This window comes from Streptomyces sp. NBC_01465 (genome assembly GCF_036227325.1).
Classification (GTDB): domain Bacteria; phylum Actinomycetota; class Actinomycetes; order Streptomycetales; family Streptomycetaceae; genus Streptomyces.
This window is the reverse complement of record NZ_CP109467.1, coordinates 91,217-106,806: the sequence shown is the minus strand read 5'-3', so window position 1 is coordinate 106,806 and position 15,590 is coordinate 91,217. Positions and strand designations below refer to the sequence as shown.

The window sequence follows — 15,590 nt, the reverse complement described above, 5'->3', positions numbered from 1 at the left end:
GCCCCCTCGTGGTTCTGCCGAATTTGGAGAAACAATGATCCCGTTGTCGTTCGCGCAGCGCCGGCTGTGGTTCGTGGACCGGTTCGAAGGGCCCTCGCCGACCTACAACGGCGCGTTCGCCCTGCGGCTGACCGGTGAACTGAGCGTGGCGGCGCTGGAGTCGGCGCTCCGCGACATCATCGACCGCCACGAGGTCCTCCGTACGGTGATCGTCGAGGGCGACGACGGTGTTCCGCACCAGCAGGTGCTGGGCACAGGGGAGCAGCCGTTCGCCCTGCCGGTCGTCGAGGTCGCGCAGGACGCACTGGCGGCGGCGGTCGACGAGGTGGCCACCGCGACCTTCGACCTGGCCGCGGACGCGCCGATCCGCGCCCGGCTGCTGAAGAGCGGACCGGGCGAGCACACTCTGGTCGTGGTGGCACACCACATCGCCGTGGACGGCGAGTCCTTCGGACCGCTGTTCCGCGACCTCACCGAGGCCTACGCGGCCCGCAGGCAGGGCAGCGCCCCCGCGTGGGAGCCGCTCCCGGTGCAGTACGCGGACTACACGCTCTGGCAGCTGGACCTCCTGGGAGACGAGAACGACCCGGAGAGCGTGGCGGCCCGCCAACTCGCCTACTGGCGCGACGCGTTGGCCGACCTGCCGCAGCCGCTCGCCATCCCGACGGACCGCCCGCGGCCCCGGGCGATGAGCGCCGAGGGCGACCGCATCCCGTTCTCCATCGAGCCCGGACTGCTCGCGTCCGTCGAGAAGCTGGCCGCACAGCAGGACACCACGGTGTCGATGGTCATGCACGCGGCGCTCGCCGTGCTCCTGCACCACCTCGGATGCGGTGACGACGTGTCGATCGGCGCGCCGATCACCGACCGCACCGACGAGGACCTCCGCGACCTCGTCGGGTTCTTCGTCAACACCTGGGTGCTGCGCGCCGACCTCTCCGGCAACCCGACCTTCCGCCAACTGCTCCAGCAGGTACGGGACCGCTCCCTCGCCGCGTACGACAACCAGGACATGCCCTTCGAGCGGCTCGTGCAGCTGCTCAACCCGGACCGGTCCACCGCGTACAACCCGTTCTTCCAGGTCATGCTCTCCTGGCAGCCCCCCGTGCCGCCCATGGAGCTGCCCGGCCTCCAGGTCCGCGCCGAGCGGCTCGAGACCGGCACCGCCAAGTTCGACCTCTTCTTCGACCTGCTCCCGGACGGCGCGGGCGGCGCACAGTGCCGTCTCGAGTACGCCACCGGACTCTTCGACCGGGACACGGCGGAGGGCATCGCGCAGCGGTTCGTCCGTGTGCTGGACCGGCTCGTCGCCGACTCGGAGCGTGCGATCGCCACCGTCGACGTACTCGACGCGACCGAACGCGACCGGCTGCTCCGGTTCGACGGCAGTGACGCGGAAGCCTCCGAGCTGACGATTCCCGAGCTGTTCGAGAGCCAGGTGGCCAGGACACCCGACGCTCCGGCGGTCGAGTGCGACGGCCGGACGCTGACCTACCGGGAGCTCGACGACCGGGCGAACGGCGTGGCCTGGGAGCTCATCCGGCACGGTGCCGGCCCTGAGGACCTCGTGGTCCTCGCGCTGCCGCGCACCGAGGACCTCGTGGCCGGCCTCCTCGGGATCCTCAAGTCCGGTGCCGGATATGTGCCGTTGGACCCGCAGTACCTCAGCGGGCGGGCGGAGAGCGTGCTGTCCGAGGCGGCGCCGCGTTTCGCGGTCACCTCCACCGCGACCTGGCAGGACATGCCGGCCAACAACATCACGACCGTCGACCTCGACCGCCGCGCCGACTGGGACGTGCCCGCGGGAGCACCGGACAACGCGCGGCGGACCGCGCCGCTCGGGCCGGACAACCTGGCGTACGTCATGTTCACGTCCGGCTCCACGGGCAAGCCGAAGGGCGCGACGATCACCCACCGGGGCGTCGTGGGCGGGGTTCAGGAGCTGGTGCGCGTCCTCGACGCGCCGCCCGGCTGGCGGATGCTGGCCGGCACCTCGGTCAACTTCGACGTATCGGTCTTCGAGCTGCTGACCACCCTGACCACCGGCGGCACGGCCGAACTGGTGGCGAACGCGCTGGCCCTCGCCGACCGGGACAGCTGGAACGGGCAGGTGATCAGCGGGGTCCCCTCGGTCCTCGGGGAACTCCTGGGCCACCTCGACAAGGCGCCGGACGTGCGCACCGTCGTGTTCGCGGGCGACGTGCTCCCGGGCCGGCTGGTGCGGCAGGTCCGCGAGGCCCTCCCCGGAGTCCAGATCGTCAACTCGTACGGCCAGAGCGAGAGTTTCTACGCCACCACCTTCTCCCTCGCCGCGTCCGAGGAGTGGGCGGACAGCGATGTCGCGCCCATCGGCACCCCGCTGGGGAACATGCGCGCCTACGTCCTCGGCCCGGGGCTCGCCCCGGTCCCGCAGGGCGTGATCGGCGAGCTGTACGTCGTCGGCACCTGCCTGGGCCGCGGCTACCACGGCCGACCCGGCCTGACCGCCGAGCGCTACGTACCGAACCCGTACGGCCCCGCAGGCGAGCGCATGTACCGCACCGGCGACCTGGCCCGCTGGAACGCCCAGGGACAGCTGGAGTGCGTCGGGCGCGGGGACGGACAGGTGAAGGTCCGCGGCTTCCGCATCGAGACCTCCGAGGTCGAAGCGGCGATCACCCAGCACCCGGGGATCAGCCAGGCGGTGGTCATCAGCCGCGAAGTGCCCTCGGGCGGACGCCGGCTCGTCGCGTACGTCGTGCACACCGGCGAAGGAGCAGTCGGTGACGACGGCGCGGGCGGAATCGGCGACGTGGACGTACTGGCCGGAGCCTCGTCGGCCGAACTGCGCAAGTTCGTCGCGAGCCGGCTGCCCGACTACATGGTGCCCTCGGCCTTCGTGACCCTCGGCCGGCTGCCGCTCGGCCCGACCGGCAAGCTCGACCGTTCGGCCCTGCCCGAACCGGAGTTCCTCGGCGAGGCCTACCGGGAGCCGCGCACCGAGGCCGAGTTGATCATCGCGGCGGCGTACGCGGACGTGCTCGGCGTCGACCGCGTCGGAGTCGACGACGACTTCTTCGCGGTGGGCGGCGACAGCCTGCGCTCCATCCAGGTGGTGGCCCGGACCAGGGCCCGCGGCCTGGAGGTCTCCACCCGGGAGATCTTCGAATGCCGTACGGCGGCCCGCCTCGCCGAGGTGGCCTCCGACCGCCAGGGACAGGCGCCCGTACTCGCCGAACTCGAAGGCGGCGGCGTCGGACCGATGCCGCTGCAGCCGGTCGCCCAACAGGTCTTCGAGCACGGCGGCGGGACGAACCGCTTCGCCATGTCGATGGTCCTCGAACTGCCCACCGGCATCGACGCGGACGGCCTCGCCGCGACGCTCGACGCCGTACTCGACCGGCACGACCTCCTGCGCGCGCAGCTCGTACGCGGCGACGAGTCCACCCTCGTCGCACGCGCCGCCGGCAGCGTACGAGCGGCGGACCTGATCCACCGCGTCGACTGCGACGGCCGCTGGGACGAACCGTCCTCGCTGGCCGCGGCCAAGGCGGAACTGTACGAGGCGGTCGGCCGGCTCGACCCCGAGGCCGGGACCGTCGCGGACTTCGTCTGGTTCGCCGCACCCTCGGGTGCGGGCCGGCTGCTGGTGGTCCTGCACCACCTGGTCGTCGACGGAGTCTCCTGGCGGATCCTCATGTCGGACTTCGCCGAAGCCTGGCAGCACGTCCGCGCAGGGAAGACCCCCGAACTGCCCGCCGTCGGCACCTCGGCCCGCCGCTGGGCGTCCGCGCTCTCCGACGAGGCGTTCTCCCCGGAACGGGAGGCGGAACTGACGTACTGGCGGGACCTGCTCGAATCCCCCAACCCCCCGCTGGGGGCTAGGGCGTTCGACCCGGCGCTGGACCTCTGGTCCACGGTCGAGACCGTACGGGTGCAGCTGCCCGCCGACGTCACCGAGGCGGTGCTGACCAAGCTCCCCGCGGCGTTCAGGGGCACCGGCACCGACGTGCTGCTCGCCGCGCTCGCCCTCGCTGTGAACCGGTGGCGCGGCGCCGACAGCTCCACCCTCGTCCGCCTGGAGGGGCACGGCCGCGAGGAGGACGCCGTACCCGGCGCAGACCTCTCCCGCACCGTCGGATGGTTCACCACCATGTACCCGGCCAGGGTCGACGTCCGGGGAGCGGACCTGTCCGACGTCCTCGCCGGTGGCCAGGACGCCGCGAAGGCGATCAAGCGGGTCAAGGAGCAGCTGCGCGAGGTCCCGGACAAGGGCCTCGGATACGGGCTGCTGCGCCACCTCAACCCGGAGACCGCCGAACAGCTCGCCGACCTCCCGGTCCCGCAGATCGGCTTCAACTACCTCGGCCGGATCTCCGACTCCGACGTACCCGAGCACCTGCGCACCGACGGATGGGGCCCGGCCTCCTGGTCCGCCGAGCTCATCGCGGAACCCGACCCCGACCTGCCCGCGCTGTCCGCCCTCGAAGTCAACTCCGTCGCCACGGACACCCCCGAAGGGCCGCGGCTGCAGGCCGCGTTCATGTTCCCGACCGGGGTGCTGACCCGCGAGCGGACCTCCGAACTGGCCGAGCTGTGGGTCCAGGTGCTGCACGGCATGGCCGCGTACGCCGCGCGCCCGCAGATCGGCGGGCTCACCCCCTCGGACGCCCGCCTCGTGACGGTGCGCCAGAACGACATCGAGGGCTGGGAGCAGAGCTACGGCCCGCTGGTCGAGGTGTGGCCGCAGGCCCCGGGACAGTCCGGCATTCAGTTCCAGGCGGCGCTCGCCGAAGGCTCCTTCGACGTCTACCACATGCAGTTCGTCCTGCACCTGTCCGGACACGTCGACCCGGAACGCATGCGGGCGGCCGGCCAGGCCCTGCTCGACAGGTACCCGAACCTCAGGTCCGCGTTCCTCACCACCGCCGACGGCGAACCGGTGCAGGTCGTGGCCGAACACGTATCCCTGCCCTGGTGCCACCTCGACCTGACCGGCCTCGACGAGGCCGAGCAGGACGCCGCCCTCGACGCGGCCCTCGCCGACGACCGCGCGGACCAACTCGACCCGGCACGGCCGCCGTTGCTCCGCCTGGCCCAGCTGACCTGCGGCCCGCAGCGGTCCAAGCTGATCCTCACGGCGCACCACACCCTGTTCGACGGCTGGTCGTCCCCGATGGTGATCACCGATCTGATCCGGCTGTACGCCGAATCCGCCGAGCTCGCCCCCGTCCGCTCCTACGGCGACTACCTGGCCTGGCTCACCCGCCAGGACCGGGACGCCTCGGCCGCCCGCTGGCAGGCCGAGCTCGAAGGGTTCGACGAGCCGACCCTGGTCGCCGCGGGCCTCGTACCCGAGGGCGAGGCGGCGTCGCTCGGCCGCGTCGAAGTACCGCTGACGATCGACAAGGGGCGCGAACTCGCCCGGCGTGCGGCCGAACTGGGCGTCACGCTCAACACCCTGCTGCAGGGCGCGTGGGCGATCCTCGTATCGAAGCTGACCGGGCAGCAGGACGTGGTGTTCGGCGCCGCCGTCAACGGCCGCCCGGCGGACGTGATCGGCAGCGACGAAATGGTCGGCCTGTTCATCAACTCCCTGCCGACCAGGGCGCTGTGCCGCCCCGGACTCAGCCTGGGCGAGGTCATCACCGATCTGCAGAACCGCCAGATCTCCCTCATCGACCACCACTACTACGGCCTGGCCGACATCCAGCGCGGCACCGGGCTGCCCTCCCTGTTCGACACGATCGTCGTCTTCGAGAACTACCCGGTCGACCGCGAGGGCATCGTCGACGCGAACAGCGCGGCGGGCATCACGATCGACGCGATCCGCCCGTTCGCGGGCTCGCACTACCCGCTCACCCTCAACTCCTCCGACCCCTATCTGCGGCTCTCCCTCGACTACCAGAAGAACCTCTACGGCCACGACGCCGCCGAGGAGATCGCCACCCGGCTCGTCCGGGTCCTGGAGCAGGTGCTGCAGGACCCGTCGGTGCCGGTGGCGGCCGTGGACGTGCTCGGCGACGACGAGCGCGACTGGCTGGTGAGCCGGATCAACGACACCGCGCATCCGGTGGCCGTGGACACGCTGCCGGGAGCCTTCGAGGCGCAGGCGGAGCGGACGCCGGACGCGGTCGCGCTGATCGGCGAGAAGGAGACGCTCAGCTACGCGGAGTTCAACCGGCGCGCCAACCAACTGGCGCACTGGCTCGTCGAACAGGGCGCAGGACCCGAGCAGTTGGTCGCCGTGAAGATCCCCCGCTCGGTGGAGCTGATGGTGGCGATCTACGCGGTGGTCAAGGCCGGCGCCGCGTACGTACCGGTCGACACGGAGCTGCCCGAGGACCGCGTACGCCATGTGCTGAACAGCGCGAAGCCCCTCCTCGTCCTCGACGAGCAGCTTCCCGACGTGGCCGCGTATCCGGACACCGACCCGCAGCGCACGCTGTCGCCGGACAACGCCGCGTACGCCATCTTCACCTCCGGCTCCACCGGCGGCCCCAAGGGCGTGCCCGTGGCACACCGCGCCATCATGAACCGGCTCAAGTGGGGAATCGGACACTTCCAGGTGGGCGCCGAGGACCGGGTGCTGCTCTCCACGACGGCGAGCTTCGACGTATCGGTACCGGAGCTGTTCGCACCGCTGCAGGTGGGAGCCGCTGTCGTCATCGCACGCCCGGACGGGCGTCGCGACCCGGCGTATCTGGCGGAGCTGATCCGGCGGGAGCGGGTCACCGGAGCGGACTTCGTACCGTCGCTCCTCGAGGCGTTCGTCGCCGAGCCCTCGGCCAAGGAGTGCACCAGCCTGCGCTGGATCGAGGTCGCGGGCGAGGCGTTCCCGCCCGCACTGGCCAACCGATTCGTCGAACTGCTGCCCCAGTGCTCCGCGAACAACGTGTACGGACCCACCGAGGCGGCCGTCGAGGTCACGGCCTGGCAGCACGTGCCGGGCTCGGATCGGCTGCCGATCGGTGCTCCGATCTGGAACACCCAGGTGTACGTGCTCGACTCGGCCCTGCGCCCGGTCGCACCCGGCGTCACCGGCGAGCTCTACCTGGCCGGCGCCCAGCTGGCCCGGGGCTACCTCGGACAGACCGGACTGACCTCGAACCGCTTCGTGGCCTGCCCCTTCGGCGAGCCGGGGTCCCGCATGTACCGCACGGGCGACGTCGTGCGCTGGACCGCGGACGGCCAGGTCGAGTACATCGGCCGCGCCGACTTCCAGGTCAAGATCCGCGGGTTCCGCATCGAACTCGCCGAGATCGAGCAGGCGTTGACCGCGCACCCGGACGTCGACAGTGCGGTCGCCGTCGTACGCGAGGACAACGCCGACGACCAGCGCCTCGTCGCGTACGTGGTGCCGTCCGGTGCCACGGCCCCTGACGCGCTGGACCTCACGGCCCTCACCGAGCTGGCCCGCGAGCATCTGCCGCAGTACATGGTGCCCTCGGCGATCGTGCCGCTCGCCGAGTTCCCGAAAACACCCAGCGGGAAGCTCGACCGCAACGCGCTCCCCGCGCCGGACCGCACCGAGGCCGCGACCGGGCGAGGGCCGCGCACCCCCAACGAGGAAGTCCTCTGCAGGCTCTTCGCCGAGCTGCTCGGCGTGGAGGAGATCGGGATCGACGTCGACTTCTTCGAGAACGGCGGCCATTCGCTCCTGGCCACGCGGCTGATCGGCCGTATCCGCAACGAACTCGACGTCGACGTCAAGGTCACGACCGTGTTCCGCAGTCCGACCGTCGCCGAACTGGCGGACCGGATCGAGAAGTCGGGCAAGAAGTCGAACCGCCTCCAGCTGCGCCAGATGAACGTTTAGGAGCTGCACGATGATCCCGTTGTCCTTCGCCCAGCGTCGGTTGTGGTTCCTGCACCGTCTGGAGGGGCCGTCCGCGACGTACAACATTCCCTTCGTGCTGCGCCTGAAGGGACCGCTGGACACGATGGCCCTGGCCGCGGCGGTCACGGATGTCGTCACCCGGCACGAGAGCCTGCGCACGCTGCTGGTCGAGAACGCGGACGGCACGCCGGAGCAGCGGATCCTTCCGGCGCAGGAGGCGGAGATCCCCTTCCGGGTGGTCGACGCGGCCGAGGACGCGGTGGACCACCTGATGCGCGAGTTCGTCGGCACGGGCTTCGAACTGGACACGGACCTGCCGTTGCGGACGACGGTGTTCCGGGTGTCCGAGCAGGAGCACGTGGTGGTGTTCGTCTTCCACCACGTGGCTGCCGACGGGGCGTCGATGGGGCCGTTCATGCGGGATCTGCTGACCGCGTACGCCGCCCGGCAGAAGGGTGGGGCGCCCGGCTGGGAGCCGCTGTCGGTGCAGTACAAGGACTACACGGTGTGGCAGCGGCAGATGCTGGGCGAGGAGGACGACCCGGACAGTGTCGCCGCCGAGCAACTGGAGCACTGGCGGGGTGAGTTGGCCGGTGTTCCGCAGCCCGTGGTGCTGCCGCTGGACCGGCCGCGGCCGACTCTTGCCAGTCATCGCGGGGGCCATGTCGATCTGGAGCTGGAGCCCGAGCTGGTCGCCGGGATCGGGAAGCTGGCGGCCAATCACGGGGCGACGGCGCCGATGGTGGCGCAGGCCGCGCTGGCGGTGCTGCTGCATCACTTCGGTGCGGGGAACGATCTGACGATCGGCAGTCCGATCGAGGGGCGCGGTGACGAGCAGTTGGAGGACCTGATCGGGTTCTTCGCCAACACCTGGGTGCTGCGGGTCGATCTGTCGCAGAACCCGACGTTCGATGACCTCCTGACCCAGGTGCGCGCGCGGGCGCTCGGTGCGTACGACAACCAGGACGTGCCCTTCGAGCACCTGGTGGACCTGCTCAACCCGGACCGCACGACGGCGTATCAGCCGCTGTTCCAGGTCATGCTGGCCTGGCAGTTCGCGTGGTCGCAGATCGAGGTCCCGGGTCTTGAGGTCGTCCCGGTGCCGCTGGGCACCGAGACCGCCAAGTTCGACCTGTTCTTCAACTTCGTCCCGGATCCTTCCGGGCGTGCGTACGGGCGTCTGGAGTACGCGACCGAGCTCTTCGACCACACCACCGCCGAGAGCCTGGTCGAGCGGTACGTCCGCGTCCTGCGGCAGGTCGTCGCCGACCCGACGACGCGCCTCGGCGCGGTCGACGTGCTCTCCGCCGGCGACCACGACCGGCTGGCGGAGCTGAACGAGACCACCGTCCCGGTACCCGATGCGACGGTGCCGGAACTGGTGGCCGCACAGGCGGCGCGCACCCCGGAGGCGACGGCCGTCGTCTGCGGACAGACGTCGTTCTCGTACGGCGAGCTGGAGGTCCGCGCGGGCCGGCTGGCCGCCGTGCTGCGCGAGCGCGGGGTGGGACCCGACGTCCTGGTGGCCGTCGCGCTGCCGCGCTCGGCCGACCTGGTCGTCGCCCTCCTCGCCGTACTGCAGGCGGGCGGCGCCTATCTGCCGATCGACCCCGGCTTCCCCGCCGCACGCGTCGAACTCCTGCTGGGTGCGGCCGATCCGGCCCTCGTACTCACCGACCACGACACGGCGCAGACGGTGACGGGGTGCACCGCACCGGTGCTGCACCTCGACGACCTGGACCTCGACCTGGACCTGGACGGCCCCGTCGTCGAAGCGTCCCGGGCCGGAATCGGGCCCGACCACCTCGCGTACGTGATGTTCACGTCCGGCTCGACCGGCACGCCCAAGGGCGTCGCCATCACCCACGCCAGTGTCGTCAACGGCGTACTGGACCTGCGCCGGCGGACCGGAGTCGAGGCGGGATCGCGGATGCTGGCGGCGACGTCGGTCAACTTCGACGTCTCCGTCTTCGAGATCTTCACCGCACTGACCGCCGGAGCGAGCGTCGAGATCGTCCGCGACGTCCTGGAACTCGGCGAACGCGAGCGCTGGTCCGGCACCACCATCAGTGCCGTCCCGGCCGTCTTCTCCGCACTCCTCGACCAGCTCGCCACGGAAGGCGAAGACGGACTGCGACTCGACGTGGACACCGTCGTCTTCGCCGGCGAAGCGCTCTCCTCCGACCTGGTCAACAGGGTGCACGAGACCCTGCCGGGGACCCGCGTCATGAACGCCTACGGCCAGACCGAGAGCTTCTACGCGTCCACCCACACCGTGCCGCAGCAGGGGACCGGGACGACGGGCGCGGTGCCGGTCGGAACGCCGCTCGCCAATATGCGCGCCCACGTCCTGGGACCGGAGCTCACACCGGTCCCGCAGGGAGTGATCGGCGAGCTGTACGTCGCCGGGCGCGTCGCCCGCGGCTACTACCGGAACGCCGGGGCCACCGCGGAGCGGTTCGTGCCCTGCCCGTTCGGCCCCGCCGGGGAGCGGATGTACCGTACCGGCGACCTGGCGCAGTGGGACAGGAACGGACAGCTCAAGTACGCGGGAAGGGCGGACAACCAGGTCAAGGTCAACGGCATCCGCGTCGAGCCCACCGAGATCGAGACCGTACTCGCCCAGCACCCCGCGGTCACCCGCGCCGTCGTCACGGTCGGCGAGGACCACACCGGCACCACACGGCTCGTCGGTTACGTTGCGCAGGCGGGCGCCGAAGCCGCAGCGGGCGACATCAACGCCACCGTCTCGGTGGCGGACCTGCGGCGGTTCGCGGCCAAACGCCTGCCGGACTACATGGTGCCGACCGTCCTCATGGTCCTCGACGCACTGCCCCTGACGGCGAACGGCAAGCTCGACCGGGCGGCGCTGCCCGAGCCGGAGTTCGCCGGAGCCGAGTACGTGGCCCCGCGCAGCCAGGCCGAACGCGTCCTCGCCGAGGTGTACGCCGATGTGCTCGGCGCAGGCCAGATCGGTGTCGACGACGACTTCTTCGCCAGCGGCGGCGACAGCATCCGCTCCATCCAGGTCGTCGCCCGCGCCAAGGCGCGCGGCGTGATGGTCAGTACGCGCGAAATCTTCGAGCACCGTACGGTCGCCCGCCTCGCGGAGCTGGTCGAGGGCCGAGCCGAGGAAGAGCGGGTAGTCCTGGCCGAGCTCCCCGGTGGCGGCGTCGGCTGGGCACCACTGCCACCGACAGCAGCACATGTACTCGCCCTGGGCGGCGGTATCGGCCGGTTCTGCATGTCCGCGCTGCTGACCCTGCCCGCCGACATTGACCGCGCGGGACTGGTCGCGACTCTGCAGGCGGTACTTGACCAGCACGACGTCCTGCGCGCCCGTCTCGACCGGGTCAACCCCGGCCTGCGGATGGAGCCGACGGGCAGTGTGGAGGCCGGTGGGCTCCTGCACACGGTCGCGTACCTGGACGCCGCATCGACGCAGACCGAACTCGACGCGGCCGCCGACCGCCTGGACCCGGACGCGGGCGTCATGGCGCAGTTCGTCCGGTTCACCTCCGACACCGAGGCGGACCGGCTGCTGATCGTGCTCCACCACCTCGTCGTGGACGGGGTGTCGTGGCGGATCCTGCTGCCCGATCTCGTCGCTGCCTGGAAGCGGGTCCGTAGCGGAGACACGACCGAACCGGAGGGGGCGGGCACCTCGCTGCGGCGCTGGGCGCACGCCCTGTCCGACGAGGCGACGGATGCCGGACGGATCGCGGAACTCCCGGTGTGGCAGAAGATCCTCACCGGCGACGAACCCGTTCTCGGCGCAAGGGAGTTGGACCGCGCCGTCGATGTGACGGCCACCGTCGACACCGTCCGCGTACAGGTCCCGGCGGACGTCACCGCGACTCTCCTCAACACCGTGCCGACCGTTTTCCGCGGCGGCGTGGACGACGGACTGCTGGCCGGCCTCGCACTGGCGCTGGCCCGCTGGCGCCGGAGCCGCGGCACCGAGGGATCGTCCACGCTCGTCCGGATGGAGGGCCACGGCCGCGAGGAGCACCTCGTACCCGGAGCCGACCTGTCCGGCACCATCGGCTGGTTCACGGCCATGTACCCCGTACGCCTGGACGTGGCCGGCATCGACCTGGCCGACGCGTTCGCCGGCGGCAGGGGTGCGGGCAGGGCGGTCAAGGCGGTCAAGGAACAGCTCCGCGCGATACCCGACAACGGCCTCGGCTACGGCCTGCTGCGCCGCCTCAACACCCGTACCGCCGACGCCCTTTCGGGAGCCCGGCAGCCGCAGATCGGCTTCAACTACCTGGGCAAGTCCTCCAGTGCGGACATCCCCGAGGAGCTCCGGGGCCTGGGCTGGGCGCCGGACACCACGCACCAGGACCTGATCGCAGCCCCGGACGCCGACATGCCGGTGCTCTCCGCGCTGGAGATCAACGCGGTGGCCACCGACACCGGCAACGGCGACGAACTGACCGCCTACTTCGGCTTCGCCACCGGTGTCCTCACCCGCGAGGAGGTCACCGAGCTGGCCGGACTCTGGGTCGAGGCGCTCACCGCACTCGCCCGCCACGCCACCACCCCCGAAGCGGGCGGACTCACCCCGAGCGACGTACCCCTCGTCGCGGTGGGACAGGCGGAGATCGAAGCCTGGGAAGGGCGCTTCGGCGCGCTGGCCAAGGTGTGGCCGGCGACCCCGGCACAGTCCGGGATCCTCTTCCAGGCGAAGCTGGCCGGGGCCGAGTTCGACCCGTACCACATCCAGTTGGTGTTCCATCTGTCCGGACGGGTCGACCCGGAGCGGATGCACCGGGCAGGGCAGGCCCTCCTGGACCGCTATCCCGCCCTGCGCGCGGCGTTCGTCGACCGGGCCGACGGCGATCTCGTACAGGTCGTACCCGAGTCGGTGACCCTGCCCTGGCAGTACCTCGACCTGACGGCGACCGACGAGCCGGAGCGCACCGAGACCTTCGAACGCTTCCTGGAGCACGACCAGACCGACTACTTCGCCGCGGACAACCCGCCGCTGATCCGCCTCGCCCTCGCCGTCCTCGACCCCGACCGGCCCGAACTCGTACTGACGGCACATCACGCGCTGTACGACGGCTGGTCGACCCCCCTCCTCATGCAGGACCTGCTCCTGCTCTACGCCTCCGACGGCGACCCGTCAGGCCTGCCCGCCCTGCGCGACTACGGCGACTTCCTGGCCTGGCTCACCCGGCAGGACGAGAACGAGGCGGCCCGCGCCTGGGCGGCCGAACTCGAAGGGTTCGAGGAGCCGACCCTGCTCGTGCCCGACACGGCGAGCGCGGAGGACAGCGACCGCGACCAGGTCGAGGTGGACCTCCCGCTCGACGAGGCACGCGAACTCGTCCGCCGCGCCTCCGCCATGGGAATCACCGTCAACACCCTCGTCCAGGGCGCCTGGGCGCTGCTCCTCGGCCAGCTCACCGGCCGTCAGGACGTGGTGTTCGGCGCGACCGTCTCCGGGCGTCCGCCCGCCGTGGCGGACGTCGAGTCGATGGTCGGGATGTTCATCAACACCGTTCCCGTACGGGTGGCGTACGGACCCGGGGAGACGGTCGGCGATCTCCTCAAGGGGCTGCAGAGCCGCCAGGCCGACTTGGTCGAGCACCACTACTACGGGCTCCCGGAGATCCAGAAGTCCGTCGGTGTCCGGTCCCTCTTCGACACGCTGGTCGTCTTCGAGTCGTACCCCGTCGACCGGGAGGGACTGGAGGACGCGAGCGACGCCGCGGACGGGATCACCTTCACGGGCCTGCGCCCGTTCGCCGGCAACCACTACGCGCTGTGCCTCACCGCCGCGGCGGACTCGCACCTCCAGCTCGTCATCCAGTACGCGCCCGGTGTCTTCGACCGGGACACGGTGGAGACGTACGCGTCCCGACTCGTCGGTTTCCTGCGGCAGTTGGCGGCCGACCCCGGGCTGAGGGTCGGGCGGATCGAGGCCGTGGAGCCGGCCGAACGCGACCGGCTGCTGTCGCTGGTCAACGACCGGTCCGTCCCCGCCTCGCACGTCACGCTCATCGAGCGGGTCGAGGCACAGGTGGCACGGACCCCGGACGCGGTAGCCGTGGTCGCCGACGGCGAGTCGCTCACGTACGCCGAACTGGACGCGCACGCCGAGCAGTTGGCGGTCGAGCTCGCGCGGCGCGGGGTGGGCCCGGAGACCGTGGTGAGCGTGGTCCTGCCGCGCAGCACCAAGGTGGTCGTGGCGCTCCTCGGCGTACTCAAGGCCGGCGGCGCCTATCTGCCCGTCGACCCCGCCTATGCGGCGGCCCGCCTCCCGCACGTCCTGCCCACCGCCCGGCCGCATCTGATCCTGGCCGACGCCGGCACCCGCGGGCTCGTCCCCGCGACGGACATCCCCGTCCTCGTACTCGACGACGTCGACTTCCTGGGCGCAGCCGGCACGGAAGCGCCGCCGCGTCCGAAGGCAGGACCCGACAACCTCGCCTACGTCATCTACACGTCGGGCTCCACCGGGGTACCCAAGGGCGTGGGCGTCACCCAGAGCACCGTCGTCAACGCGGTGGACGCCCTGGTCGCCCACGCCGGAGCGGAGTCCGGCCGGCGGGTCCTCGTCGCCGCCTCGTTCGGCTTCGACGTCGCCACCTTCGAGACGTTCGCCGCACTCACCACCGGCGGCACCGCCGAAATCGTGCGCGACGTACTGGAGTTGGCCGACCGCGACAGCTGGGACGTCGACGTCATCTGCTCGGTGCCCTCGGCCTTCGCCGAACTCGTCGACCAGCTCGCCGACCGCATCAGCCCCACGGCCCTGAACATCTCCGGGGAGGTGCTGACCCCGGTCCTCGCGGAGCGGGTGCGCACGCGCTGGCCCAAGGCCCGCATCATCAACAGCTACGGGCCGAGCGAGACCTTCTACGCCACCGGCCACACCCTGGACCCCGACGAGCCGTACACCGACGGCGTGCCCATCGGCCGCCCCTTCCCCGGCGTGCGCGCCTACGTCCTCGGCCCCGGACTCGGCCTGCTGCCCGCGGGCACCCCGGGCGAGCTCTACCTGGCCGGGGCGGGACGCGGCTACCACCGCCAACCCGTCCTGACCGCCGACCACTTCGTACCCGACCCGTACGGTCCGCCCGGCTCCCGGATGTACCGCACGGGCGACCTCGCGAGCCTGACCCCCGACGGCGAAATCCAGCACCTGGGCCGTATCGACACCCAGGTCAAGATCCGGGGCTACCGCGTCGAACCCGCCGAGGTCGAGGCCGCGCTGACGACGCACCCGCACATCGCCCAGGTCGCGGTCGTGACCCAGAAGCCCGGGGACACCACCCCGTATCTGGCCGCGTACCTCGTCCCGGCCGACGGCGAGAGCGTCCCGGACCAGGCCGCACTGCAGGAGCACCTGGCCGACCGGCTGCCCGAGTACATGGTCCCCGCCGCGTACGTCACCCTCGACCGGCTGCCGCTGTCTCCCAACGGCAAGCTCGACCTCAAGGCCCTGCCCGCCCCCGACCTCACCTCCAGCACCCCCTTCCGGGCACCGCGCACCGCCCGCGAGGAGACCCTGGCCGCCCTGTTCGGCGAGGTGCTGGGTCTGGAGCGGGTCGGTATCGACGACGGGTTCTTCGAGCTCGGCGGGCACTCCCTGCTCGCCACCCGGCTCATCACCCGCGCCCGCGTCGAGATGGGGACGGAGATCCCCATCCGCAAGCTCTTCGACCTGCCGACGGTGGCCGCGCTCGCCGCGTGGTCGGAGGAATCCGCTGTGCCCCTTCGCCCCGCTCTCCGCAGGATGATCGTAGAGGAGTAGAAC

The 15,590-nt window shown here is 71.4% G+C and carries 2 protein-coding genes; both read left to right on the top strand.

Translation table 11 applies throughout. The features are described from left to right. Nucleotides 1-34 precede the first annotated feature (34 nt). Nucleotides 35-7,798, top strand: a complete 7,764-nt coding sequence (locus tag OG707_RS00365; protein WP_329113004.1) for a non-ribosomal peptide synthetase — start codon at nt 35-37, stop codon at nt 7,796-7,798. Between the two features lie 10 nt (nt 7,799-7,808). After that, nucleotides 7,809-15,587: a non-ribosomal peptide synthetase gene (locus OG707_RS00360; RefSeq protein ID WP_329113002.1), complete on the top strand. Its 7,779-nt coding sequence runs from the start codon at nt 7,809-7,811 to the stop codon at nt 15,585-15,587. Nucleotides 15,588-15,590 lie beyond the last annotated feature (3 nt).